The organism is Leptospira stimsonii, from assembly GCF_003545885.1.
In the GTDB taxonomy this organism is placed as follows: domain Bacteria; phylum Spirochaetota; class Leptospiria; order Leptospirales; family Leptospiraceae; genus Leptospira; species Leptospira stimsonii.
The window spans coordinates 957,869-984,468 of record NZ_QHCT01000001.1; the positions used below are offsets into that span (position 1 = coordinate 957,869).

Annotated in this window: 23 protein-coding genes; 17 read left to right on the plus strand and 6 right to left on the minus strand. The window is 41.9% G+C overall.

Annotated elements, in window-relative coordinates:
- Positions 1-268 precede the first annotated feature (268 nt).
- On the minus strand, positions 269-1,735 hold the full coding sequence (locus tag DLM75_RS04685) for a potassium/proton antiporter (protein WP_118967320.1): 1,467 nt from the start codon (positions 1,733-1,735) through the stop codon (positions 269-271).
- A 481-nt stretch (positions 1,736-2,216) separates the two neighbouring features.
- On the opposite strand from DLM75_RS04685, the gene DLM75_RS04695 reads away from it, so the two are divergent.
- The 4 genes from DLM75_RS04695 to DLM75_RS04710 all read left to right on the plus strand — a co-directional run bounded on the left by DLM75_RS04695 (position 2,217) and on the right by DLM75_RS04710 (position 5,694).
- Positions 2,217-2,840: an FMN-binding negative transcriptional regulator gene (locus DLM75_RS04695; RefSeq protein ID WP_118967322.1), complete on the plus strand. Its 624-nt coding sequence runs from the start codon at positions 2,217-2,219 to the stop codon at positions 2,838-2,840.
- 344 nt (positions 2,841-3,184) lie between these two features.
- A complete protein-coding gene (locus DLM75_RS04700) occupies positions 3,185-3,724 on the plus strand; it encodes a DUF1564 domain-containing protein (protein WP_118967323.1) in 540 nt (179 codons plus the stop codon).
- Between the two features lie 346 nt (positions 3,725-4,070).
- A complete protein-coding gene (locus DLM75_RS04705) occupies positions 4,071-4,649 on the plus strand; it encodes a TetR/AcrR family transcriptional regulator (protein ID WP_118967324.1) in 579 nt (192 codons plus the stop codon).
- 76 nt (positions 4,650-4,725) lie between these two features.
- Complete coding sequence (locus tag DLM75_RS04710; protein ID WP_118967325.1) at positions 4,726-5,694, plus strand: NAD-dependent epimerase/dehydratase family protein; 969 nt, start codon at positions 4,726-4,728, stop codon at positions 5,692-5,694.
- 357 nt (positions 5,695-6,051) lie between these two features.
- On the opposite strand, the gene DLM75_RS04720 is transcribed toward DLM75_RS04710, so the two are convergent.
- The gene (locus DLM75_RS04720; RefSeq protein WP_118967327.1) at positions 6,052-6,582 is read right to left on the minus strand and encodes a hypothetical protein; all 531 of its coding nucleotides are present in this window, start codon (positions 6,580-6,582) and stop codon (positions 6,052-6,054) included.
- Positions 6,579-7,178 carry a hypothetical protein gene (locus tag DLM75_RS04725; RefSeq protein ID WP_118967328.1) on the minus strand — a complete coding sequence of 200 codons (600 nt, stop codon included), beginning with the start codon at positions 7,176-7,178 and terminating at the stop codon, positions 6,579-6,581. The genes DLM75_RS04720 and DLM75_RS04725 overlap by 4 nt, the downstream gene beginning before the upstream one ends.
- A gap of 879 nt (positions 7,179-8,057) precedes the next feature.
- Between DLM75_RS04725 and DLM75_RS04730 the strand changes: the two genes are divergently transcribed.
- Genes DLM75_RS04730 through DLM75_RS04740 form a run of 3 tightly spaced genes read left to right on the plus strand, consistent with a single transcriptional unit; the run spans position 8,058 to position 9,260 of the window.
- On the plus strand, positions 8,058-8,582 hold the full coding sequence (locus tag DLM75_RS04730; protein ID WP_429945426.1) for an RNA polymerase sigma factor: 525 nt from the start codon (positions 8,058-8,060) through the stop codon (positions 8,580-8,582).
- A 14-nt stretch (positions 8,583-8,596) separates the two neighbouring features.
- On the plus strand, positions 8,597-8,899 hold the full coding sequence (locus DLM75_RS04735; RefSeq protein ID WP_118967330.1) for a hypothetical protein: 303 nt from the start codon (positions 8,597-8,599) through the stop codon (positions 8,897-8,899).
- A gap of 1 nt (position 8,900) precedes the next feature.
- Complete coding sequence (locus DLM75_RS04740; RefSeq protein ID WP_118967331.1) at positions 8,901-9,260, plus strand: VOC family protein; 360 nt, start codon at positions 8,901-8,903, stop codon at positions 9,258-9,260.
- Positions 9,261-9,503: 243 nt separating this feature from the next.
- On the opposite strand, the gene DLM75_RS04745 is transcribed toward DLM75_RS04740, so the two are convergent.
- The gene (locus DLM75_RS04745; protein WP_118967987.1) at positions 9,504-10,484 is read right to left on the minus strand and encodes an aldo/keto reductase; all 981 of its coding nucleotides are present in this window, start codon (positions 10,482-10,484) and stop codon (positions 9,504-9,506) included.
- Between the two features lie 149 nt (positions 10,485-10,633).
- Between DLM75_RS04745 and DLM75_RS04750 the strand changes: the two genes are divergently transcribed.
- The 7 genes from DLM75_RS04750 (at position 10,634) to DLM75_RS04780 (ending at position 19,547) form a co-directional block, all read left to right on the plus strand.
- Complete coding sequence (locus DLM75_RS04750; RefSeq protein WP_118967332.1) at positions 10,634-11,371, plus strand: hypothetical protein; 738 nt, start codon at positions 10,634-10,636, stop codon at positions 11,369-11,371.
- A gap of 15 nt (positions 11,372-11,386) precedes the next feature.
- A complete protein-coding gene (locus DLM75_RS04755) occupies positions 11,387-11,932 on the plus strand; it encodes a YceI family protein (protein ID WP_118967333.1) in 546 nt (181 codons plus the stop codon).
- A 261-nt stretch (positions 11,933-12,193) separates the two neighbouring features.
- The gene (locus DLM75_RS04760; RefSeq protein ID WP_118967334.1) at positions 12,194-12,781 is read left to right on the plus strand and encodes a hypothetical protein; all 588 of its coding nucleotides are present in this window, start codon (positions 12,194-12,196) and stop codon (positions 12,779-12,781) included.
- 90 nt (positions 12,782-12,871) lie between these two features.
- A complete protein-coding gene (locus DLM75_RS04765) occupies positions 12,872-16,666 on the plus strand; it encodes a DUF2339 domain-containing protein (RefSeq protein WP_118967335.1) in 3,795 nt (1,264 codons plus the stop codon).
- The gene (locus DLM75_RS04770; protein ID WP_118967336.1) at positions 16,667-17,569 is read left to right on the plus strand and encodes a M48 family metallopeptidase; all 903 of its coding nucleotides are present in this window, start codon (positions 16,667-16,669) and stop codon (positions 17,567-17,569) included. It begins immediately after the preceding gene.
- A 212-nt stretch (positions 17,570-17,781) separates the two neighbouring features.
- Complete coding sequence (locus DLM75_RS04775) at positions 17,782-18,318, plus strand: DUF1003 domain-containing protein (protein WP_241547824.1); 537 nt, start codon at positions 17,782-17,784, stop codon at positions 18,316-18,318.
- On the plus strand, positions 18,315-19,547 hold the full coding sequence (locus DLM75_RS04780; protein WP_118967338.1) for an MFS transporter: 1,233 nt from the start codon (positions 18,315-18,317) through the stop codon (positions 19,545-19,547). Before DLM75_RS04775 ends, DLM75_RS04780 begins: the two co-directional genes overlap by 4 nt.
- Positions 19,548-19,565: 18 nt before the next feature.
- Here the strand turns inward: DLM75_RS04780 and gpmI are convergent, their stop codons facing one another.
- The gene (gene gpmI / locus DLM75_RS04785) at positions 19,566-21,206 is read right to left on the minus strand and encodes a 2,3-bisphosphoglycerate-independent phosphoglycerate mutase (protein WP_118967339.1); all 1,641 of its coding nucleotides are present in this window, start codon (positions 21,204-21,206) and stop codon (positions 19,566-19,568) included.
- Between the two features lie 170 nt (positions 21,207-21,376).
- On the opposite strand from gpmI, the gene DLM75_RS04790 reads away from it, so the two are divergent.
- The 3 genes from DLM75_RS04790 (at position 21,377) to DLM75_RS04800 (ending at position 25,667) form a co-directional block, all read left to right on the plus strand.
- A complete protein-coding gene (locus tag DLM75_RS04790) occupies positions 21,377-23,401 on the plus strand; it encodes a hypothetical protein (RefSeq protein WP_118967340.1) in 2,025 nt (674 codons plus the stop codon).
- A 209-nt stretch (positions 23,402-23,610) separates the two neighbouring features.
- The gene (locus tag DLM75_RS04795) at positions 23,611-24,528 is read left to right on the plus strand and encodes a DUF1554 domain-containing protein (RefSeq protein WP_158586441.1); all 918 of its coding nucleotides are present in this window, start codon (positions 23,611-23,613) and stop codon (positions 24,526-24,528) included.
- Positions 24,529-24,674: 146 nt separating this feature from the next.
- Complete coding sequence (locus DLM75_RS04800) at positions 24,675-25,667, plus strand: DUF1554 domain-containing protein (RefSeq protein WP_118967342.1); 993 nt, start codon at positions 24,675-24,677, stop codon at positions 25,665-25,667.
- Between the two features lie 21 nt (positions 25,668-25,688).
- Here DLM75_RS04800 and DLM75_RS04805 read toward each other — a convergent pair whose 3' ends face one another.
- Positions 25,689-26,528 carry an LA_0442/LA_0875 N-terminal domain-containing protein gene (locus tag DLM75_RS04805; RefSeq protein ID WP_174715069.1) on the minus strand — a complete coding sequence of 280 codons (840 nt, stop codon included), beginning with the start codon at positions 26,526-26,528 and terminating at the stop codon, positions 25,689-25,691.
- Positions 26,529-26,600 lie beyond the last annotated feature (72 nt).

Below are 26,600 nucleotides of genomic sequence, written 5' to 3' on the forward strand. Positions count from 1 at the left end.
AAGATGGATCCTCGGATCGTTAGAGAACAGAGAATTTGTCGGAGATCTTTGTCACGTTTTTTTAAACGTGTGATCCTGGCGTCTTCGCTTTTGAGTAAACAAATGTTTTCTATGGATCGAAGCGGCAGAGATGTGGAGCGTGCGAAGCAGTCGTCTCGTAAGAGACGACCGGAGGCGTAAGCCGGAGCGCGGAACAAGCTCGGTCCTGCGATTGATAAAACGAATTTTCCTTTTAGAGATCGAGGGAGCAGGAGCCGCCCGAATCGATCTATGCGGAGGATTCGATCTTAGAAAGTATTTCCCGTATTTTTTCTTCGCTTCCTTTTGGGGTGAGAATCAGAAGAACATCACCTTCTTCTAATTTAGTTTTTCCTGTTGGAACGATATGCCCGTCGCCTCGATAGATCAAAGTAATCAAAGAATTTTCAGGAAAATTCAGGGAATAGACGAACTTTCCGACTACGCTCGATCCGTAGGGTACGATAAATTCTAAGAGATTGGAATCGCTCTGTTCCCGATTCTCGAATTCGAACGGATACGAAGCCCTCTGTTCGAGAGGTGCGTCGAGTCCTAACCATTTTACGACTTTAGGTACACTCGTCCCCTGGAAGAGAAGTGAAATCAAAACGGTAAAGAATACGAGATGAAAAATTTTCTCCGATCCTTCCACTCCTTGTGCGAAAGGAAATGTCGCCAAGATAATCGGAGCCGCTCCTCGAAGCCCGATCCAAGAGACGAGAAGTTTTTCCCTTATATTGTATCCGGATCGAAAGAGCGAAATAAAAACAGCCATCGGTCTCGCGAAGAAAACAAGAAAGAGAGAGAATAGAATTCCCGTTCCAAACAAAGGAGGTATTCGACTCGGATATACAAGCAAGCCTAACGTTAAGAACATGATGATCTGCATCAGCCATGCAATTCCATCTAAAAATCTGAGATTACTTCGTTTGTGTACGAAGGATTGATTTCCTAACACAAGCCCCGCGATATAGACTGCTAAGAACGGGTTTCCTCCGATCAATTCCGTCGCAGAATATACGAATAAGACCGAAGCGGAAATCAAAACCGGATACAACCCTTCGTATTCGAGTTTGATTCGGTTGAGTCCTTTGAAGATCAGATATCCGAAGACGAGCCCAGCTCCGGTTCCGATCGAAAATTGCATGAAGATATGAAGAGCCAATTCTTCCGCTTTCGGCGGGTTCGGTCCTAAGAGACTCAAAATGCTCACAGTCAAAAGTACCGCAAGAGGATCGTTGCTCCCCGATTCGAGTTCTAAAAGAGAAGTCAGTCCTTTTTTCATCCCAGTGTTTCTAGTTCGAAGAACGTTGAATACGGCGGCCGCATCCGTGGAGGAAACAACGGCTCCCAATAAGAATCCGATGATCGGTGAAAAGCCGAGAACGTAGACGGAAAAGAAACCCATCGCCGTAGCGGTGATTAAAACTCCTAGATTTCCCAGAAGGATTCCTTTCCAGAGGACCGGTTTGATCTTTTGCCATTCCGTTTCCAATCCTCCCGAAAAGAGGATATAGGCAAGAGCGATGGAACCGACTTGTCTCGCGAGAAGAGGATTGTCGAAATCGATTCCCCCAGGACCGTCCGAACCGGCGGCCATTCCGATCATGAGAAAGAGAAGGAGAGAAGGAAGTCCAAACTTAGAGGAAATGCGGAGGAGCCCGATACTGAGAATGATCAGTCCGGATAAAACGAGAGTCGTGATTTCAAATTCCATTCAATACCGTAAGTATAAAGATTCCATTTTATGGATTGCAGAAGAGAAAAAGAATTTTTCTCCCTTTTTTCAACGCTTCAAAAAGACACCGAAGAGGTTTTCTTGCAGATTGGTGTTTAGACCTAAGAAGTCCTTGGATCTGCGTCGTCTTTCCGTCCATTTTTCCTGAAATCTCCGAATTCGTACAAGGAATTTTCTCTGGTATTTCGATCGTTCCGAATCCAATTTTTGTCTTCGGATGTGAGATTCATTCCTTTAAACGAATCGAATCTCCCTGGATTCGATGAATTCCACTTTTACAAATTTTTACAAGTTCGGTTTTGTTTTTTGAGAGGGGAAAACTCTTCGAAAGCCGATTGTTATCATTTTATGAATTGATTTGTTTTGAATGGAAAAAGGTTCAAATTGGAATAGAATTTATTCTTACTCTTTTGGAACGTGGAATTGAATTCAAATTTTTGCATGTAGGAGATTGAATCTCATGTATATCCCAAAAGCGTTTGAAGAAACAGATGAAAATAAATTGATCTCCTTCATTCGAGAAAACTCGTTCGGGATCCTTGTTTCTGGCGAGGATTCTTCTTTAGAGGCGAGTCATCTCGTGTTTCACCCGGAGAAAAATGAATCGGGAAAACTTTTTCTCTTTGGACACTTCGCGCGGGCGAACACTCACTGGAAGAATATCAAAGGTCCGGTCTTGGTCGTTTTTCCGGGGGCCCATTGTTATATTTCTCCAACTTGGACCGGGGAACCACATTCCGTTCCTACATGGAATTATGCGGCCGTTCATGTATCGGGCAATTTAAGTCTTTTGGACGAAACGCAAACCCAGGAAAGAATTGCTCAGCTGGTTGCTTCTTACGAAGCCAAGCCTTCGCCGGATTGGAAGTTGGATTTCGATGATTCTTACTTTCAGAAAACGATCAAAGGCCTTTCTGCATTTCAGATCGAAGTCACAAAATTGGAAGGGAAGTTCAAGCTGAGTCAGAATAAATCGGTGGAGATTCAGACTCGAGTGGCAGAAAAGCTTGAAAAATTGCCGGATGAGAATTCCAAAACCATCGCTCGCTGGATGAGGGAGAATCTGACTCGGAAGAATTCTTGAAAAAGAAAATCTCTGCCGGTGCGAAAGGTAAACGAAGAGTTTTATTGAGTTGGGATTGTGGATCCTAAAAATTAAAATTTTTCGATCGTTCTCTGATTTCAATCGAAGGTCTTGCTCCGAAAAAGGTCCGATGAATTCAAAGAATGCGTGGAGACACGCGATTCTACCTTGTTTAGAAAAGATACGTTTTTTATCGCACCTGATCTTTCTAAAAAAATCGATTTATATGGAACGATTCTAAATTTTAAAAATTTTTCGATCTATCCAGCTCTGAAAACAAAATAATTTTTCGAATCTGAACGTTTTTCCGCTTTGTCTTCGGGGCTTTCGGAACCGTTTTCGGTATGGGAATCTTATTGTTGAATTCCGATCAGGAGCTCTGTTCCAGACTTCAGAAACCTCAGTGTGAAGTTGTGACTCTTCTTATTTCCAAGCGGACCTTGTTACAATATAAAGAAGAAGAGCGAAAAAAATTGCCAAAGAGAATTCCGAATCTGCTTCGGATCTATGGGAAGTATCTCACCTCCGCGAAACGTTTAGGAAAGGAAGCCGGTACGACTTCTTATCAACCGAGCGTTGGTCGGGGAAATATGGTGAGGATAAACGTTCGTTTGGATACTGGAAGTTGGGTTTTGCTTGGAACTCTGGCGCAGGCGCATGGGGTGTCTCGTTGTTTTTTATTCAATTATCTTCTTTGGTTGGATGAAGTTGGAGTCGGGAGTTCTATCGTGAGAACGATGAATGAGGGAGGTCCCACCTTTCATACGGACTACAGATATATCCTCCACCTCGACATCTTAAGCAATTGTATCGTTCGAAGACTGGAATGCCACCCGGAACACACTTTTTATGTTCTGGACCCTCGCGATTGGTATGATTTCTAATTTTCAGTCTTGAGAATCTAAGAGAACCCCCGCAAAACAAACGAATGCTTTCGATCAAAAAATCAAGAGCAAGTCCGAATCATTTCTCGAAAAGAATATTCTAAATTCCTAATTTCCTCTAAAAAAATCCAGGTCAGAGTAGGCCATTTTTCTCGAGAACAATCACAGGAAGCGCCGCCATCAAAAAAATACTTTTCCGCGCTCGGCGCTCTCAGGTTGGAAAGAATCAAAATTATTTCAGAAGAAATTCCTTTTTATAGATCCAAGGAAAGAAAGACGATTCACACCGAATCAAAATATCGAACTCCCCTTGACAGAAAAATCGGGGAAATCCCATCGTGAACAAATGGAACCACTCAGCTCCAGAGAACGATTGATACAAACAACGGCCCAACTTTTACAAGAGAAGGGATTCCATGGAACGGGGTTGAAGGACATTCTAAAGTTAAGCGATACTCCGAGCGGTTCCCTCTATCACCATTTTCCAAACGGAAAGGAAGAATTGACCGCCGCCGCAATTTCAAGCGCGGGAGAACGATTGGAAAAACAGATCGAAGTTGCCGTCGGACATCACACGGACCTTTTCGGTGTTCTCCAAGAATTTATCGACCATCTTGGGCAAGAATTGGAAGAATCTGGATTCCAGAAAGGATGCCCGATTGCCACGGTCGTCCTCGAAGTAGCGGCCGATAACGATCGAATTCAGAAGGTCTGTTCCGAGACATATTCCAATTGGCAGAATCTTCTCCAAAACCTCCTTCTCAAATCCGGAATGGAAGAATCTCGAGTCGAGTCCGTTGCCATCCTCGTTTTGGCCACTGTAGAAGGCGCCTTAGTTCTTTGCCGGGCCCACCGAAGCATTGGTCCCCTGCAAGCCGTTCGGAAGCAATTGGAAGGTATTTTGAATACATTGATTCCGATCTAAGCGTTTTTTCTTGACCAATTCTTTTTTAAGAATCATCTTGGTAGAACGATCTATCTAGTCACTAAAAAGGAACAAAATGAATCTATTTATTACAGGCGCTTCCGGTTTCGTCGGAGAAGCGGCCACTCGTATTTTATCAAAAAAGCATTCCGTAAAGGCTATGTCTCGGTCTGAAAAAACGGATGATGTGATTCGTAAAGCGGGTGGGGAACCGATTCGTTCCGAATTAAACGCGGTAAAACCAGATTCTCTCAAAGGGATCGATGTGGTGATTCACAGCGCCGCATATGTGGAACAATGGGGACCATTCGAAGATTTTTGGAAAGTCAACGTGGAAGGAACGGCTCAACTTTTGGAAACGGCACGAAACGCAGGAGTCAAAAGATTTATTTTTATCGGGACCGAGGCCGCTCTTTTTTACGGGCAACCGATGATCGATATCGATGAGTCTTATCCTTATCCGAAGAAAAATTCTCCTTTTCCTTATTCTCACACGAAGGCGGAAGCGGAAAAATTAGTTCTCAACGCGAATTCCCCAAAGATGGAAACGATTTCTCTGCGTCCTCGTTTGATCTGGGGTCCGGGAGATAAAACGGTTCTTCCGGTTCTCTTGAAAATGATCGGAGACGGAAGTTTTTCTTGGATCGATCAAGGAAACGCTCTTACGAATACGACTCATATTTACAATTTGGTCCACGCAATCGAACTTTCTCTTACGAAAGGTCAAGGCGGAAAGGCGTATTTTGTAACAGACGATGAAACATTCAAATTTCGTAATTTTCTAAGTTCGCTTCTTTTTACTCAGAAAGTAATTCCTCCAAATCGTTCGATTCCCGGCTGGTTGGCTCGGTTTCTCGCAAGAGTCATAGAAGGGGTTTGGAAACTTTTGAGAATTCAAAACGAACCTCCTCTCACTCGCTTTAGCGCCAGCATTATGTCGAGAGATTGTACGATCAAAATCGACAATGCGAAAAAGGATCTCGGTTACAAACCGATTCTTACCGTCCGAGAAGGATTGGAAGAAATGCCGAATTTTGGAATCTGAATTCAACGTTGATAAAAAGCTCCTTTCTCTTTTAAGAAAGTTTGAATTCTTTTCCTTGTGTCGTTGTTCCGACATTAGGGATTCTTCTGAAATTCTTCTTGTAGCGGACTTGAAGTCCGTTTTCAGATCTCCTAGGGATTTTTGTATTCTTTCTTGGAAAAAACTTTATTCAAGAGTTCGGAGTTCCGTCCAAAAATTTTTCTTCGTTCATCGGAGAGAAGAAACTCTTTTCTAACCTTCGTTTTTTACAAAAATAGATTCTTAAAAAACATTCGTACAAAACCAAAAAGTATCGGACATTCAAAACGATGTCCGATACCAGGGAGTCTATGGAACGTTACTGATTGTAAGTAATTCTCACCAAAATTTGAACCAGTTTAAGAATGTTACGGAAGCGGCGGTCTCTTCGCCTAAAATTCGAACGATTCTCGCATCATCCGCTTTTTGTTCGCTCTGAGTTCCTATGTATTTTAATTTTACCGATTTCCCTTCCACTTTCACGGTTGTATCTTCGGTAAAGCCGATAAAGCCGACGGTCTTTTCAACCGTAACTCTTACCACATAGAATCCGTCTACGTTCGCTTTCTTAACTGCCGCGGCAATCGCGTTTAGAATCAATGGATCGGAATAGGAGGCTCCGAAAATTCTTGGACTAGAATGTCCTTGATCGCCGGTAGGAATGTATCCCCACAACCAAGAACCTGCAGTTACGGAACCTTCGATTTTGTCGTTTTGAATTTCAGCCGCGAAGTCCGCCGGGCGACTCCACACTAAAGTTTTATCAACTGTTAAACCTTGTTTGATAACACTAGGATTGTGAGAAGTTGTCACACAATTTGAAAGTGTAAGAGAAATAAAACCGAGAACGATAGCTAACTTAAATTTCATTTGAGTGCTCCTTGATTAATTAAGAGCTGATTGCTCTTTAGAATTTTTCCTTCCTTAACTTTGTCGTGGATTCTTTGAATTCGCGCGTCAGAAACGATTCCCAAATATTTAGTTTTGATAGGGCGACCTGACACTGTGACGGTAACGGTTCTTGTAAAGAGACCTTCGTCGATCACTTCCTGCACGTTTGTAATATAAATTCCGTCAGCACCGTTTGCAAAAATCGCTCTCCGAGCGGCCAAATCTTCCAAATTGTCTGCGAAACGACCGTGAACTCCGTTCCAAGCATAAGCTGGCGGTTTACCAACGAACGGAAGATAGGAAGTAATCTTCAAAGGAAGCGTTACTAAATGTACCAATATATTTCCTGAAATGGTATCTCCCTTGGTCTTAAAGCCGAGAAAGGTTGTTCCACTCGCCTCGCCTGTGATAATCTTGTCTCCGATCTCGGGAGTAGTTTCTACCGGCTTATTCACTAACCAGCTGTCTTCTACTCCATTGCTAAATGCTGATATGTTTCCGGCTTTTTCAGACACGGTTTTACAATTTGCAAGGAGCAACAATAAAGCGCTGATTGCAGTAAAATGTTTTAACATCTTAATTTTCTCCAATTTGGAATTTAAAGAGCATCCGAATCCTATATTTGAAAAAAATCAAGAATAGAAAAAAATTATTAACCTCCGTTCTATAAAAGAAATATTGAAATCGAAGGATGTCGGATTAAAAAAATGAATGAACCTCTGTTGAAGTTGTGGGATTCTTTTTCACTGCGACGTCGATCGTTGTCGCAATTCTTTTCACACTCAATCCATTCCGGGAGGATTGACTTCTCTTCGTCTAATGGATTGTTAGTCGAAAAATTAGATTATTATAATCTTTTAAATCGTAGATTTAGGGTATTATATTGGATTAGTGATAAAAAAGGAATTTTGTAGTTTTTGTTCATGTTTTATTGAATTTCAGATTCCAAAAAAAAGAAAATTTGTTTTTGGAATCCACTTTGAAGAATGAGAGGAAGTCGTTTTTAATCAATCTTCGATGGGAAACGTTCCTATAAATTATAAAAAAATTATCCTTTTTTCACTTTCATTTTTTCTTCTATTTTTTCTAAATTTTCCGGAAACGACCCCGTTTGAGCTCTCCCCCTTTTATTTAGAATTAAAAAGGAGGAATTTAATAAGAATTCGATTCACTCGAGTCTACTTTTGAATCCGATTTTGGAACGGCTTTGGCCTCGGATAAAGAAAGGTTCTGGAAACGGAATCGTTTTGCACTGATACTTGAGTAATGAGTTCGTTTTCTCAGATCAAGTGTGCAATTCCGGAAATTATTTCTCCTGATCGAAATTCCCTCGGTCCTATCCGCGAGCGTTGGATTCGGATCACAAAAAAAGATAATTTCGGATTAAAAAAATCCAGGGATTTCCGTTTTCAAACGACTTCGATTTCGAGGAATCAAGAAAAACTTTGGCTTCATTGGAACAATTCTACCGCAGAGAAAGAAGAAAGATTCTCGCTTGGATCCGGTACCGTGTCGCGGATCCGGAAGAAGCGGAAGATCTACTTCAAGAATCTTTCGTATCCGCTCTCGGTGAAATGAACGCCGCCGGTGAGATCGAGAACGTGATCGCCTACACGTATGCAGTGTTACGAAATAAGGTCAAGGATTGGTATAGAAAAAGAAAATCCGGACAGTATCGTCAATCTGCGTTAGGTGAAGAATTCTCCCTGGATTCTTATCTCCCCGATACGGCGCCCAATCCTGAAAAAGAATTTTATCGAGCTCTTTTATTGGAAGAGCTTGCGATCGCGATAGAGGAACTTCCCGCTGATCAGAAGTTCGCCTTCGTTCAAAATTCTTTCGAAGGAAAGACGTTTCAGGAGTTGTCATTGGAAACAGGAATCCCCGAAGGAACGCTTTCGGCTCGAAAAACCTATGCAAAGGAATTCTTAACAAGAAGACTCAAAGATTTGAAGTCCTTGTTCCTCGAAAATTTTTAAGGATAGAATTTAATATGAAATCAGAAACACAACATCATCGATGCAGGAGAGGATTCTTTTTAGGAAGACTTCTTTTTATACCGATCATCGTTTTCGGAATCGGAGCGCTTGTCTGGCAACTTTGGAATTGGTTGATGCCGGCGATCTTCGGTTTGACTACGATCGACTATTGGCAGGCATGCGGACTCCTTGTATTGTCACATCTCTTGATCAAACCGGGATTCGGATGGCATAGGGGAGGGCACGGAAGAGGAAGGCGTTGGAAACAAAGAGTTCGTCGCCGAATGGAAGGACGAGGTCAAAAAGAGGAGAGATAAGATGCTTAAGTTGCAATACTTAGATCATATCGGAATCTCTTCCGAAAACCCGGAACTGAGCGTCGCTTTCTATAGGACGCTTTTCGGAATGAGTCTTGAAGAAAACGGGCATAAGAACATTAAAACATTAAAATTAAATAATGTTTCTTTGGTGATTTCTGATCTCGATAAGGAGGAAACGAATACTTCGTTTCATTTTTTGGATCATATCGCTTTCCGAGTCGATTTCGATTCCTTTGAACGTGCTAAAGAAGAACTTCACCGATTGGATGCGGAAGTTTCGGAGGTCGTGGATCACGGTTTGGTACGTTCTATCTATTTCAAGGATCCGGACGGATATCTTGTGGAATTGATATGCTGAATTTTGCGGCCTATCTCCGAAAAAGAATGGAACGGAAAAATGTTTTTTCGTTCTATCCGTTGATTTTCCGGACTGTTCGCTCTTTTGCTTTATAATGTATAGAATTTGAAATGATCGTTGCAAACGCGCATAACGCACGGGCGCTTGCGGGCAAGAGAAGTCTGGTTTCTTATACCGTGGAAAGAATCGGAAGTTCCGGTAAATAATCGGAACTTCCCGAAGATGTCTATGCAACGAAAGAGTTTAACTAACCGTATTCTTCTTCCATTCCGGATAACGTGCTCCTTTTGCGATTCCTTTCGGAGCGATTGAATCAATTTCCTTCAGATCGTTTTCGGAAAGTTTTACTTTTAACGCGCCGAAATTTTCCTCGAGATAAGAAATTCTTTTCGTCCCAGGTATTGGCACGATATTTTCACCCTGCGCCAAAACCCAGGCAAGAGCCAATTGAGAAGGCTTGCACTCTTTTTGCTTTGCAAGGCTTTCTATCTTTTGGACGAGTTCTAGGTTCTTTGTAAAGTTCTCGCCTTGAAATCGAGGGGACATTCTTCTATAGTCGTCCGGATCAAAGTCTTCGAACTTTTTGATTTGTCCGGTTAAAAACCCCCTCCCTAAGGGGCTGTAAGCTACAAATCCGACTCCGAGTTCTTTACACGCTTTGAGAATATCGTCCTCCGGTTCTCTACTCCAAAGAGAATATTCGTTTTGAACGGCCGAGATAGGATGAACTGCATAAGCTCTTTTTAATATATCAGAATTGATCTCGGAAAGACCGATATAACGGATTTTTCCCTGTTCGACCAAGCGACTCATCGCACCTACGGTTTCTTCGATCGGTGTGTTTGGATCGAGTCGATGCATATAATAGAGATCGATCGTATCTATTTTCAGTCGTTTTAAACTCGACTCACAAGAGGACTGAACGTACTTCGGAGTTCCGTTGTATCCTCGTACGGAAGGATCCGAAGGATCTCTCACGATTCCGAACTTGGTCGCGACCGTTATCTCGGAGCGAATGCCTTTGAGAGCCAGACTCAGTAATTCTTCGTTGATATACGGACCATACATATCCGCCGTATCCCAAAAAGTAATTCCGAGTTCGTGAGCTCTTCTCAGAGTTTTTAATGATTCGGAATCGTCCCTAGCTCCGTAGAACTCGCTCATACCCATACAACCCAAACCGAGCCTTGATGTTTTCAAACCTTGTGTTCCTAATGACGTCATCTTTGTTAGACATTCCTTCCGTATATTTTCATCTTGAGAATTCGAAATCGTAATTATTATATTTTCAATATAAGAATAGAATCTTGTTGTAAAATTAAATTCCGTTCCTATACTGATTTGAAATTCCCATACCGTCAAGGAATAGTTTCATGAATCAAAAATGGATTTGTATCTTTCTAACATTGGTCTTGTTAGGCGCTCCTTCTTTGAGTGCGCAAGTAGCGGCTCCACCGGAAATAAAAACTTCCAAAACGGAGCAAACTACAAAACAAGATCTTGTAAGAAGAAGGAACATGTTGGAATGGCACCAAATCTCCGGCTTTATTACTTTAGGTTTGTGGCTTGCGACGAACTTGGAAGGCGAAAAAGCAAAGGATAGTCTTTATAGAAAATCTGACGAATTCGCGCAGGCTCTGCTTCTTACACATCCGGAATACGCCACAAACGATCCTCTTTACGCAGTGGCGGCATTTCAGGGATTGAATCAAAACAGCATCGCCGCGGATTATTTTTTACTCAAGGACCCTGCAAATAACCTTCCTCTATATTTAGCTCTCAAGTCACAAGAAGAATGGGAAGCGAAGAATTCAGGCTCCTTTCATAAACAACTGGCATATGCAACATTTGGAATGTATGCTCTTACCGCCGGGCTTGCTTATTTCGCTCCGAAAAGAATCGTAGATTCGGAGGATTCGGACGTGAATATTTATAGTCCGATATTTGCTCACAAGGCTTTGATTCCGATTCACTTAGCCGCAATGTTGCTCTTGCCTTCTTTGGGACAAAGAATTGAAAAACACGGACCGGAAGCCGCGAGAGATATGCAGCAGGTCGGTTGGGCGGGTTTTGGAGCGTTGTCTTTGTCTTTACTCGTGATCACTTTTTAAGGAAATTAAACCGAAATGAAACATCTCACACGGATACTCTTTGTTACCTTAATCCTATCTTCCCTACCAAGTTTCGCTTCCGAAATATTAAAGAAAGAAATTACGTTTTTGGCAATTCATCCTATGAAAGAAGTCCACGGAAATTGTAAAGAAATTCAAATCGATTCTCCGAAGATCCAAGCGGCGGGAGCCGGATACAAACTTGGATCTCCGTTTCAAATCAAAGTCCCTGTGTTGAAACTTCATTCGGGCGATGAAAGTAGAGATTCGCATATCATGGAAATCTTAGGATATCCGGAAACTCCCGAAGTTCTTGTCATCGTGGAAACCGTGATTCAAACGGGAGAATCGTATTCAATCAAAGGAAAACTTACGATCCGAGGAGTGACACGACCTTTTGAATCATCAGCAAAAGTGGAGCCGAAGGATCCGGGACAGATTCGAGTTACGGGAAAGGTAAATATAAAGTTTTCCGATTTTAATTTGGAAAGGCCTTCTTTACTTTTCGTAAAGGCCAAAGAGGAAATCGAAATAGGATACGATTTTCTAATAAAGATCTAAGGTCCCAAGGAAGCCGTTTTGATATTGAAAAACGGCTTCTAACGCTTTTGTTAGGACTTAGGACTTAGGACTTTGAGACATTCTTAAAATAAGAATTTGGAATTATTTCTTGACAGTTCGATTTGATTCGAATCAATTCAGTTCGCCGGAATTATTTTCAAAAATGGAGTCAGCCTTCATGTCTTCTTTGATCGTCACACTTGTGTTATTTTATTTTCTTGGAATGTATTTGATCAACTACGTGGTAACGAAGAAAGAAATATGATTCTAGGTCATTACGCTTCCGCTCTCATACCCTATTCGAAGTTGAAAAAGTATCCTTTTTGGATTCTTCTTCTCTGTGCGAATATACCGGAGTTTCTTTGGTTGTTTTTGGCTTTGATCGGGGTCGAACCCACCATTCCTTCATCCCTACTCGATGCTACGTTTCAAAATCTTCAAGTGCAGATGACATACAGCCATAATTTAATTCCTGCCTTTTTGCAAGGAGGAGTCGTTTCCGCAGTAGTTTTCGCGATTTATAAGAATGGAACCTTCTCTCTTTGGTGTGGATTCTTAACCGTCTTTCACGTGTTATGCGATTTGATCGTCGGTTTCGAACACCAGCTTTTGTCTCCGAGCTCGCCTGTGGTTTCTCTGAATTCTTATTTTTATTTTCCGCATGTCGCTATTCTTATCGAATTCGTTTTTAGCCTTGTTTGTATCTTTTGGTATGTTCAAACCGAGAAGAAGAGCGGAACACCCATATCGAAACAAAAGCTCGTTTGGTTGATTCTGATCTTCGGTGTTGGAGTTTTGATGTGGTTGCCGAATGCCACAATTCCTTTAAGAGCCTTGTTGCCTTTTTAACCTTTGGATCCGTTGATAAATTATTTTTTACTATTAGTTTGATTTGACGAAAAAGTATCGAACGGGAGGATTCCTTCCGGAGCAATTCGTTTGGAACCATTCTTCATCTTCGTATTATTTTTATTCGGTCTTTATACATTCTTTCAATCGAAAAGTTTAAAAAACCAGGTTGAAGAATTAGAATCTAGAATTCGTATTTTAGAATTATCTCTTAAAACGGAACAAAAGCCTGAAACAAAAGCGGCCTATTCGGAAGAGCAAACTCAAAAAGGAAAACCCGTCGCTCCTGTTATAGAATCCAAACGAATTCCACCCGCGGAAGTACCTCCTGAAAGCATCGAAGTCAAGACGACCGCAAATGTTCCGGTTGTTGCTAAGACGATTCCACCTGAGACAAAAACCGAAGCTCCGATTGAAAAGCCGCAAGAAAAGATCATACCAAAGGAACCGAAAGAACCAGGACTACTGATTCAATTTTGGAAAAAAATAGAAAAGCCTCTTTCCGAAAATTGGACGGGCATCTTGGGTGCGGTCATTCTTGTGGCCGGAATCGGCTTTCTCGGAATCTACGCGTTATTCATCCTTTCGGCATTCTTTCGTTGTCTTCTTGTGTTGGGTTTTTCCGGAGCATTGTTCGCGCTTTCCTTGTGGCTCGGAAAAAAATCAGAGTTTCGGACGATTTCACTCGCTTTGAGAAGTAGTGCCGCCGCCGTTTTTCTTTTTGTTTCTTTGGGAAGCGGTTATATCGAGACCTTGAGATGGTTGGATAATTCTTATTTTGCATTGTCCGCTTTAGCTCTGGGAGTTCTTGTCAATGTGTTTACGGGTTATCGATCTAAGAATGAAACATTCGCATCTTTGCATACGATTTTAGGATTGGTGTCCGTTTCCATTCCTCAGTCTTCGGCATTTACGTTAGGCGTTATTACTTTGATTTGTTTGCCCGGAGTCGTTTGGAACTATTCCGAAAGAAGGCAAGTCCATCTACTCGTGGTGAGTACCGGCTTTTTTGCGTCTCATATAATTTGGAATCATCAAATCTACTCCGCTTCCAAACCGGTAGGGTTCGAGGTTATATTTCCAATTCTTTGTATTCTTCCCGTTTTTTCGGGTGCGTTACTCGTTCATTACAGAGAAACACTTTACGGAAAAAAAGGGTTCGAGTTGTTCCCTCTCGTGAGTCATCTTCTCAACTGGTCTTATTTGGGAATCAGCCTCGTTCAATATTCTCAGAAATCGAAATACAGTACGATTTTATTGTTTTTTGCCGCGGCGATCGTTTGGTTCCTTTCGATGAATGCGAAACGAAAAGAAATTTCCTGGCTGTTTTTAACGGATCGATTGGTTTCTCAATCTCTCATCGTTCTTGCGATTTTTTCGTTTCATCTTTGGAACATGGCAAATCTTTCCATCGTTGCGATTTTGGCTTTGGAGATTCTTATCTTCTCTTGGATTTGTTTTAAGGAAGACAACCGATTTTTGGAAAGGGTTTCCCTTTCGCTTACCACTCTCGTTTTCGGAATTCTAATTGTTTTTTCCTATAAGGATTTTTTCGAATCACCGACTCCGGGCGTGGTCGTTCAGGAAGCGCTCGCCTCCCAAATCGGATACGGACTGTTGATACTCGCATTGGTGGGCTTTATCGGAATTCTAGAAAAAAGATTTCCGATCGTTCAGGAAGAATTATCACTCACATCTTTGCTTACGACTGCAATGGGGTTGTTGGCCGGCGGAGGTTTGTTTTCGCTTTATCTCTTTTTCTCGAAGGAAACTTTCGGAATATGGATTCCTTCCATTTTGTTAAGCGTCATTCTCCTCTTGAGAGAGAGGTTGTCTTCAAAGAGACTTCTCTTTACGATTGCGATTCTTACTCCTCTTGTAACTTTGACGCTTTGGAAATCGATCGTATCTTCCGCAGATGAAAGTGCGGAAAGAATTCTACTCGTATCGCTTCCTTGGCTTCTCCCGTTTTTGATCTATCTAAAGAATTGTAAGATCGGAGAAGAAAAAGCCTCCGTCTTCTGGCCGGGCCTTTTCGGTTTTACAGCCCATCTCGTGTTTACTTTTTATTTCTACCTCAATCTGAAAAGTCCGCTTCTTTTCGGACCGTTTGCCGTTCTTCTTTCTCTTTTGTATCTTGAATCTGGAAGATGGTCTCGTAAAAATGAAATGGAAAAGTCCGCAAAACAAGGGAAGTTATTTCATTCTTTCTATATTCTTGCGTTCGTATTAGCAGGATTATTTTTATTGCGACATTTTGCCGTGGAGTTCCAGGCGTCTTCGATTCTGTTCGGAATTCCAGCACGCTTCTGGATCGAGATTCTCGCCGCGTTCGTGTTCCTCTATTGGGTTCTGTTTCCGGAGGAAGAATTTTCTTCCTTACCTTGGCTGGGATCCGCACAACCGCTTTTCTTGGAACTGTTGATCACCATCGTAGTAATCGGGATTTATACCGAAACACCCGGAAGAATTCTTTCCTTTGCGATGGCTCTTGCGACTTTGATTTTGTTTTTCCTATCCAAGATCAAATCCCTTAAAACGGAACGGTTTGCACTGTATGTTTATCTTTTCTTTATATGGACGAATATTGAAATATTTCTCGGTGGAGAATCTACGGTATTCGCGACACAAAATGAATTTCCATGGAAGCAAAGAGGTTTTCAGATCGCTTCGATCTTCGCTCAACTTGGAGTTGTCTTTTTTATTTTTCCTAGGTTGAGTTTGGAAGGAATCGAATCACGATTTATTGGATGGACTCGAATTTGGAGATCTCCTCTTCGATTCTTTCAGAGATACTATAATATTTTGCCCGGCTACTTAGGAATTTTCGGAATAGTGGTCGCCGTTTACGTTTACACAAAAGATATTCTCTCACCGATTTCCAATCTTATCGTAGGGCCGGCCTGGGCGCTTCTTTCGATTTTATTTTTAGAATTGGGTCAATTTTTTACGAAAAGGTCCGCTTCGCAATCGATCGGAATTCTTGCCGACTTTTTGAAACGTGCGTCTTGGTTTGGTTTGATCGCTTTTTCCGTTCATTACATATATGTGGATTTGCAGTCGTCCTATCTTTTTATCGGATTCTTATCCGCGGCGCATTGGGTCGGTTTACTCGGGTTTCTCGTCTGGGTCTATTGGGCGACTTCGAACATTAAGGAAATTGAATCCGTTACTTTTTGGAAAGTAGTAGTTCCCCTATTGGCCGAAGGATGTCTTTTCTTCGTTGGATTGATTTCTTATTCCACTCTAAATGAATCCTGGGTAAGCGTTGCCTTTGCAATAGCGGCCATTTTGGTTTTAGAGATCGGAATTCGAAAGTCGCAAACTCTATCGAGATTCAGATGGTATGGAATTTTATTTCATCTATTCTCCTGTTTTTATCTAACCTTTATCGTATCCACGGAAGACAATCCGGTGGCACAATGGTATCAGGCGAAATGGATACCGGGTGTTTTGACGATTCTTCTTTTGTTCTTATTCGTTTATAGAGCTTATCGAAGTTACGGTAAAGAAGAGATATCCTTTCCGCAAGGGCTCGGTTTTTTGAAGGGGATCTCCGAGAAAACCGGAATCTATCTGAATGGAATCGTATATTATCCTTTCTTTATAGGAATTTTTCTCTTCTTGTATTGGTCTTTTTCGAGCGCTGTTCTCACGCTTCTCTGGTCTACACTCGCCTTTCTCATTTTCTTGCTCGGACTATTTTTGAAAGAATCTTGGTTCCGTTATCTTTCCCTTGGGCTATTGTTGTTTTGCGTGGGAAGATTGGTATTTCACGATTTATCCTCTGCGGGAACGATTCTCAAGGCGGTCGTCTTTCTTGGCGTGGGAAGTATATTGCTTTTAATGAATACGATTTATAATAAATACCGGGATCGGTTTTGAATGAAACGATTGATTTTTTTTATAGGAATTTTGGTTTTCGGCGGCGTCCTAATGGCGCTCTTGTATCGGGAACAGATTCAGACAGAAAGAACTTCCACGTTAGCTCCCTTTTATCAGATTCTCGGGAAACCGATTCGAACAATGAATCGAGCTCTAACAAAAGTGTTATCCGTGGATTCTTTGGATGAAAAAGAATACGGAGATGCAATTCGAGAGCGATTTTCCGAACTCAAGAAGGTCGGCGATAAGGATTACGATTATCTAAATCAATTAATCGGCTCGCTTACGGTCTACAAACAAAAACCTTTCGATTACACGGTTTATATCATGGAAGATGAATCTCCGAATGCCTTTGCACTTCCTGGAGGTGTGATCTTTGTTACAAGAGGATTGTTGACGACTCTTAAATCGGAACACGAATTGATTTCCGTTCTTTCACATGAGATCGGGCATATCGAAAAATCCCATTGTATGGACGGCATTCGATTCGAACTTTTAGCCAAAAAAATCGGAACCGATACGTTAGGCCAGCTTGCGGACTTCGCATTTCAAACGATGACGAGACATGCGTATAATAAAACGCAGGAAGACGAAGCGGATGAATACGCTTTCGATTTGATTCTTAATACTACATACGATCCTAGTGGAGTAGGTCTCGCGTTTTTGAGATTGGAACAATACGATCCCGAAACCGGTGTTAAAAAGGCGAAGTTGTTCAGCGAATACTTTCAGTCTCATCCTCATATGGATTTGAGAAGAGAAAAATTTTCCGAGAAGGCGAATCTTTGGTGGGAAAATCACCCGGAAGAACGCAGATACAAAGGAGCTCGGAACTTAAAATCCAGAATCACCTTCGAAAAAAAGGATTATGAGGGAGAATGGACCGAGGGACGTAAATCCTGAAGAAGAAAACCGAAGAATCTGAATCTACCTCGAATCTGATTCGTTGCGACATTTGTAATCAACTCTATAAGGAAGATAAGGTCGTTTCATCGCTCGGCATTCGTAAAGAAGTACAGTCCATCTTAGAGGAAAAAAATCCCGTTTGGAACGAACACTCCTCCGTTTGTACCAATGATTATAATAAAGCACGTGTAACGTATGTAAGACGGATCATGGAAGAAGAGATCGGGAGTATCCATTCTCTTGAACAAGAAGTGATCAACAGCGTGACAGAAAGTAATCTGATCAGTGCGAATGACAACGATTCCTATGTCGAAAAATTAAGTTTAGGCGATCAAATTGCGGACAAGGTAGCGAAGTTCGGAGGAAGTTGGAGTTTTATTATAACTTTTTTTCTGGTGATGCTAGGATGGATTATGGGAAATGCCGCGATCTTGATTCGATCTCCCTTCGATCCATATCCTTTTATTCTATTAAATTTGGTTTTGTCTTGTTTGGCCGCAATTCAGGCGCCGATCATTATGATGAGTCAAAATCGGCAGGAAACGAAAGATAGAATCCGATCCGAAAACGATTACAAAGTAAATTTGAAGTCGGAGATCGAGATCAGAACCTTACACGAGAAGGTGGATCATCTCCTTATGAATCAAAGGTCTAAGATGATCCAAGTACAAGAAATTCAGATGGAAATTCTTGGAGAAATTAACGATCAACTGAAAAGTCAAAATGGCATAGGAAAGAAATTATGACCAAGCAGGAATCTTTATCTTTGGGTGAGGGCCTTTTTTCCAAAAAGAGTCTGATCTATTTTTATATCAATACCGCGATCACTCTTCTCGCGGGGAATATGTTCAATTATACTTTGATAATATATTCGTTGGATGTCACGCAGTCTCAAACGTTCGCAGGATCAATTTTTTTTGCGAACGTTTCACCCACGATCCTATTCAGTTTTTTCGTAGGAGCGATCTTAGATCGTTATTCTCGCTTGAAGATACTCTACCTTTTTCAAACGAATTTCATCGTTTCCGGCGTCATCCTTGGAATTCTTATTCTGCTGGGAAAAATGAATTATGAATTGAGATACATCCTGATTCTTCTTTCCATTTATAACGGATTAGCGCTTACATTCATCATTCCGGGGAGATTGACGTTGCTCGGTAATTTGGTTGATGGAAAAGATACCGCTAAGGCTACGATGATGCTCAATATTCTTATTATCATCGGTTTCGGATTGGCTCCTATGTTTGTGGGATTGATCAAACAAAAATACGAATGGTATGTGTTGTTCTTTTTTATTTCGGGTTTATACTTTGTCGGTTACCTCTCCTTGACTTTTGTAAAAATAAAAGAGACCGTGCACGCCGAAAAAGAGACGATCTGGTTCGGACTCAAACGAGGGTTCGTTTTTTTACGATCGGAATCTCTTTCCATTGAACTGCTTATTCTTACTATGTTCGCTATTTTTATGGTCGGTCCGATGCAAGTCGTTCTACCTCAATTTGCGAAAAACATACTATTCTTAAACGAGAGAGAAAGAGGGCTTTATATGGGAATGCTCGGACTCGGGTTATTGATCGGAGGAATTGCCGCAAGACTTTTACACGATCGTTTTCATCGAGGATACACTATGTTAGGCGCTACCTTTCTTTCGGGACTTACCGTTTTGGCGGTCGCCAATTTTCCGGTTACGATTATCTCGGCATTTCTATTGCTTTTCGTCGGAGTTCTTGGCGGTCTACTGAGTGCGTTGATTCCCTCGACCTTGCAGATCATAACTCCCGATAACGTAAGAGGAAGAGTGATGAGTTTTTACAGTTTAGTCTTTCAGGCGACGCCGGCGATTTCCGGTTTGATCACCGGAAAACTCGCGGACAATTACGGACAACCGTGGTCCATCGGGTTCTCCGGAGGGTTTATCATCGTTTGTTCGATATTCTGCGCTATTTCCTTCGCAAAACTGCGCGCCTTTCGTTAAAAAAAGCGCGACTTCGGATTAATTTTCAATCAAAGAAGAATGATATCCTTCCGGAGTTTCATATCCCATGATATCCAGGATCGTCGCGGCCACGTTCGCCAAACCGGGATCTTTGACTTTTGAATTTAATTTGAGTTTGTCTTCGGGATCCAGAATGGAAAATGGAACCGAGTTTAGAGTGTGACTTGTTTTAGGCACGGGAAGACCGTTCGTGTCTTTTTCCACGTTTCCCTTTTTATCGAGCTGATACATTTCGTCCGCGTTTCCGTGGTCGGCGGTGATCAACAAAACAATATTCTGTTTTTCGCATATTCTCCATAACCTTTCGATACAACCATCCAAAAATTCCATCGCCTTTACGGTCGCCGGAAAGTTGCCCGTATGACCGACCATATCTCCGTTTGCGTAATTGACTCGGTAAAAGTCCTGTTTGTTTTCCGTTAGAGCCTTTTCCAGAGCGTCCGTGATGAGAAGCGCTTTCATTTCCGGACTTTGATCAAACGGAATCACGTCGGAATGGATTTCCTTGTATTCCTCGGTTTTCTGGTCAAAGTAGCCGCTTTTGTTTCCGTTCCAGAAATAGGTCACGTGACCGTATTTCTGTGTTTCGGATAACGCATATTGTGCCACCCCGGAGTTCGCCATATACTCACCTAAAGTGCGATCAATCGCGGGTGGTGCCACTAAAAATCGTTCCGGAAGTTTCAGATCCCCGTCGTATTGCATAATTCCCGCGTAAACGATGTTGGGTAGAGGACCACGATTGAATTTGGAGAATTCTTTTTGGGTGAACGCGAGTGAGATTTCGATGGCTCGATCTCCTCTAAAATTGGTGAAGATTACGGAATCGCCGTCCGAAATTTTTCCAATTGGATTCCCGTTTTCGGCGATTACAAAGGAAGGAAGATACTGATCGATTACTTTCGGATCTTCTTTGCGGAACGTCTCGATCGCTTCTTTCGCGGAGGAGAATTTTCTACCCTCTCCTTTAACATGAATCGCCCAACCTCTTTCGACCATCGACCAATCCGCTTCGTAGCGATCCATCGTGATCGTCATACGACCTCCACCGGAAGCGATCCTGATGTCGGTTCCATTCTTCCGTAAAGAATCCAACCATTCCTCAAAAGGATTCAAATAATCTAATGCAGATTTTTCCGGAACATCCCTTCCATCGAGAAGTACGTGAAGGCGAATTTTCGAAACTTTTTCTTTGATCGCCTGAGAAATTAAGGCCCTCGTATGATCGATGTGAGAATGTACGTTTCCGTCCGAAAAAAGACCTAATAAGTGTAAGGTGGAGTTATTTTTGATGACGTTCTCGACGACTTCTTTCCATGCTTGGCCTTGAAAGATGGATCCGGTGGATATCGAATTAGAAACGAGTTTCGCACCTTGATCGAATATTCTTCCGGAGCCTAGGACGTTGTGTCCTACTTCGGAATTTCCCATATCTTCGTCCGATGGCATTCCCACAGCCTTACCGTGGGCTTGAATATGAACCGTAGGAAATTGATTCCAGACACGATTTAGAAACGGAAGACGAGCGCCTGCGATCGCATTTCCGAATTCGGCGCCGCGGGGAGAGTAACCGACCCCGTCTAAGATAACGAGTAGAGCCTTTCTAGACCGAAAGGTATATTTCTTGGAAAGCTTCATGTTAGATTCATGGAACCAGGCGACTATCAAAGAAGTCAAGAGAATCAAATGCGAAAAAAACTTGGAAATTGCTTTCCTTTCTCCGATCAAAAGAAAAAATGAAGTTGAACATTCGAAAAGCCTTCCGAAAATTCTCAAACTCATTTGAATAGTCTAACACTGGAGAGGCGATGTCGAAACCGGTTTTAAATCCAGCGTTGGTTGCCGCAAACTCAACGCAATCAGCTTTTTTAAAAGTTAAGAAAATCAACGAGGTAGTCAGCTATTATCTCAATGACCGATTGACTCATTCCGTCTACAAAGCTGTTGTCTCTCAAACTAGTTATAAGAACGCAAGATCACAGAATCTATTTCAAGTTGATTCTAAGGTTCCGGAAGCGACGGAACTGACCCCAGCGGAGGTTGTATTTCATCTCAAAAGATTGCTCGAAGACGGAGTTGCGCTTCAATTCGCTTATTTTTGCATCGATCCCGCGACGTCCGAGTTGAGATTAAAACCTTGTTACGTAGCCTATCCCGATGCGGAGTTGGGAGACTTGACCCGTCTTTATCTTTCGTTAATCGATCTTTCAATCAATTCGATTCTTACATACTTGGAAACAAAACCGCCTTTGAGTAAGGAAATTCTTTGGGAAGATTTAGAAGCCGACCTCAAAGGAGAGAATGTTCAAAAGCTCAAACTCTTTTTTAATCCCGATAGTTACTTCAAACCGCCGTATTTAAATATTCCTCTCAATCCCGAATATGCAAAGGATATGATTACCGAGATCACAGATGGATTGATTAAAAAAGGAAGAATCCGGGAAATTCCTGAGTACGGATACTTGATCGTTAAAGTTAAGGAACTCCAGAGCCTGTTCGAACTCGTCGATGAATATCATCAGAAGAAAGTATTTCCAAAATACAAATGGGCGATCTCCGACGAGTTTACCACGATCGCGCATGAAGAACGAATTCACAAAAACGATCCGTCCTTAGCTCCGACCTCTTCTTTTGGAAAAAGAAGGGCAGATGCCATTGAAAGGGCGTTACGGTCCGATTCCGAAAAAAAACAAAAGCAGACTTTTATGGGAGTCACTTTGATCCAAAGTTTGAATGAGGAGATAGAAGCTTCCTTAAATCATTCTTATCACGATCAGATTCGAACACGTTTTCATGAGATGAGCGATCATCTTTCCAAACAAGGAGGGAGATGGGACAAATTGGTTTTATTCATAACCGATGAAGAGTTTCGATCTTTTCCCGGAGAACTCAAAAGACTTCTAACGGAAGACATTCACATCGCCTATTCTCCTTGGGAAACGAAGGGAATCACGATGCATTCTTTTTTGAGAAAGGAACCGGAAACGATCAAGGCCATCATCAAGAGTTTGGCGCTTGTAACATCCGTGGAGGCATGGAAAATTCTTAGCATCCGAAATCTTATAGAACAGAACGAAGATTCGATTCGAATCATTTTCAAGGATGATGAATTCGTTAAGAGTTATGGAAAAGTTCTTAGAAAAGGTTACATAGAATATTTCCCTTGGTATTTTCCGATTTTAGATTTAATAGGGATCGCAAAATTATTTCAGGACGTATTCTTTCATTCCGCAAAAGAAAAGATTCGCTCCGAACAATCGATACTTCGGACAAAGAATCGGGAATCCGCGATGAAAGCGGAACAGGCAAAGATTCAGGAAAAATTAAAAGAGGAAGAAAGGATCAAATTGTTGGAGCAGAAATCGAAACTTTCCGAAGCACTCAATCGATTCTACTTTGAAAAAAAGTTTCCTCCGGTTTTGAAGGACGTACTGTATGAAATCCAAGGATTTACTCCGGAATTGATTCAACAGATCATCGATAGGGAAAAATTCGTTCTGATTCCCGATCCGGCCGGAGATAAAACCGATTCTATTTTGATTTATCCTTCGGATGAATCCTTCCGTTCTCGTGCGAGAGAAATACATAAGACCATGTCTGAAAGAAAAACGATCCTCGAACACAAGTTGAAAACCAAAGAAGAGGAATTGCTCAATGAGAAAATCACGAAGGTTGTCAAATACGTGGATTCTTGGTTTGCTTCGAAGCCAGATCAACCGACTTCTTCCACAAAAAGTTTGAAGGTTTCAGCCTCCGGTGAGAGCGACGATCCTTACGAAACCTTTCGTAAGGAAATTTCGAAGGCGAAAGGAAAGGAAAAGATCTCAGCTTAAGAAAAGTTTATTTTTATAAAAAGGATTTTGTTTTTATTCTTTTGGATAAAATTTATTTCCAATTCCGATTCGCTCAACTTGAAAGGTTGATTTACAAATTTTTTACGAAAGCCTGTTGTTGAATTATGCGTAGTTCTCACCGGCTTTGGTTTTTAGGGTTTTTCTTTTTTTCACTTTTCTGTAACAAAGCGGAAAAGGTAGAAATGGATATGTCTAAGGGCGGCATAGGAATGTTCGTGAATATTCTCCCGGTGATATTTCCGGTTTCCGAAAATCCCTTTGACCTAACGGCTTTGCCCCAACGTCTAACGGAAGGTCAATCTACTTCGATCATTCTCACGTTAAAAACCAGAAAGGAAAACAACGAAACTTATCAATTTGCTTGGGCTGATACAACGGGAACCCCCACCGTAGCACCGAGTACGTTTACGTATTCCAGCGGAAATTCCGCTACTCTGATCTTAAATCCGGTCGATGACAATTGTCTGGAAGATACAATGACCTTGAATGCGACTCGTGTTTCCGATTCGAAAGTTTTTACGTTGAGCTTTCAGATCATCGAAGCGGACAAATGTATTTTTTTAGCGAGTAATTCCGCAACTCCCGGTACAAGTGGCCCGGGGTTTTTGGGGAACTTAGGCGGAATTGCAGGTGCGGACGCAAAATGCCAGGCGGAAAAACCGAATGACCTTCCGGGAAACGCTTCGGAATACAAGGCGCTTTTAGGAATCTCTTCGTTCAGAAATCCTACACAGGCGCCTTCTACTCCGGAGACGGACTGGCCTCTAAAGATCGGCGTTCGTTATTTTTCGTATAGTCCTTCCGCGCCGGAAGGAGCTCTGATCGGAACGAGTGTTAGCAACGGAATCGGGGCCGGGAGCGGAATTTTTTCTTTTCCGCTCAATTCAAGTGTAGATCATTCATCTGATCCTTCGACCTTGAGTTTTTGGACTGGTTTGGGCAGCGGTTTCGTACCGATCGGAGCGTCTTACAACTGTTCTTCTTACACGGATGGGAGTAGCGGTTACGGATACGACGGTTTGAAAGGTTCTACGAGCTCGTCCGCATTTTCGCGTTATTATTTTTCTTGTTCGAGTCCGGCTCGATTGATCTGTATTCGACAATAGTTCCAAAACATTCTTCTCGCTTTTTTAAAAGTTGGAAGAAAACTCGTCTGCTCACCGTTTGTCGATTTATAAATCTTTCCAATTCGATTCTCTTATGATAAAGTGTTTTCGATATTTCTTTGAGAAAGGGGTAGGAGAGTTTTCGGATGAGACATTCAATTTCCATTCTGTTCTTGTACGTTTTCTTATTTCATTGTAATCAAGCGGAAAGAATCAGCTTCGATGCGAGTAAGGGAAGCGGTTTGGCGATCAATATTCTCCCCACGATTTTGAACACAAACTCGACCCCGTTTCATTCTACATTGATCCCAGCTTCACTGAACGAGGGAGTTTCCACCTCGGTTTCTTTTGCTTTGACGAATCCTCCAGCGGAATCTACAAACTATCAATTTGTATGGGAAGATACGACCGGCGCGGGGGCGACTGCAACGCCGTCCTCCTTTACGTTCTCAGGTTCGAATGCATCGGTATCAATGAACCTGCTTGCGATCGACAACAACTGTTTAGAAGACAGTATGACTCTGAAGGTGACTCGAACGAGCGATAACCAAGTATTTCGATTTACGTTTTCAGTGATAGAAGCTGATAAATGCACCTTTGTTACAAGTCCTTCTTATACGGGTGATTTTAACGGTTTTCAGAATGCGGACGGTCATTGTGCTTCGGAAAAACCAGCATCTCTCCCCGGAACCGGGGCCGACTATAAAGCGATGATTTCGGGAAGTACAACCGTTTCCTCCGTCGTTTATCAAAGACAAGCGACCTTGGTTTCCAATTGTAATATGTCGACGACTCCAGGTTGTACGAGCACGACGAATTGGGTTTTGAAGGCGAAGACAAGATATTATCGGTCAGACGCGACCACGTTGATTTTTACGACACACGCGAGTGTTCCTGCGTTTAACTTTATTACTCAGTCTTTGACGAATTCCATCGGAGGGACGACGGGAAAAATTTGGACGGGATTGTCCTCCGATTGGACTTCCTCGGGAACTTCTTGTTTGGCGACCTTCGGTTCTTGGACTTATTTCTCAGGGAATTCATCTTATGGAGATTTGAATTCCATTACGGGAACGGCCATCTCGGGGGGAAGTTTACCTTGTTCTACACCTTCCGCATTTTTCTGCGTTCGGCAATGAATCGCTCAAGCTTTCGATAAATTAGAATTTTACGGTATAGGCCGCAGTTGGAGTGATTTCGGTCATTCCTGTGATTGGGCTTTTTACGATCGAAGCGCTGAACTTCCATCCTTCCGGATTCGGATCGGACATTAAGGCCTGCATCTTTTCAAAGTCTTTTGCAAATAAGAATGTGTGAATCAATTGTAATCCGTAGACTGCACCCAAGAGCCACTGAGCCTGATTGTATTGATTCGTTGCTTGATTATAAGTGCTGAAGTAAGGATTGGTTGCGGTTGCCGTAACTAAAACACGCGTTATGAGCGCGGTGGTTCGAACCGTTTCGTCCGAAGTCACAGGATTTAAAGTCGGATCTAAAAATGCCGCGACCGTAATTGTAACGGAATTCGATTTATAATTTGCTTCCTCTGTCGCCGCATGTTGTCTGCAATTATTTGCGTATAGAGCGGCGCCTGTAAAGAGCGCAAAGCTGATCGCCGCCCATTTTTTCTGGCCGGTTCTCCATTGTCCCCAACCTGGAAGAACTGCTGATCTTGCTGTAATCGTCCATTTGTTATCTTTCCATGTAGACGATGCGCTCTGGTTTTCTTCCGTTTTGATATCTGGCTGTTTGGTTGTTGTAACTTTTTTTATATCTTCTTTCTTCGGGTCTTTTAGATTGATTTCTGAAATCTCAGTTTTAGAAATTGTTTGCACTTTTCCATTGACTTCTATTTGAACTTCGGTACGAGTTTGATTTACAATTTTTCCTTGAATCGTTTTTCCATTCTTAAGGATGACCGTGCTTGCTAAAATTGGAAAAGAAATTGTAAATACGAAAAATACTGCTACGATTCGTATCTTTTTGAATGTTCGAGACATATAGTTATAATTCCGGTTGTTATCCATCAAATTTTAGTCATCATCTTTTCTACAAGAAATTATCTTTTTGCT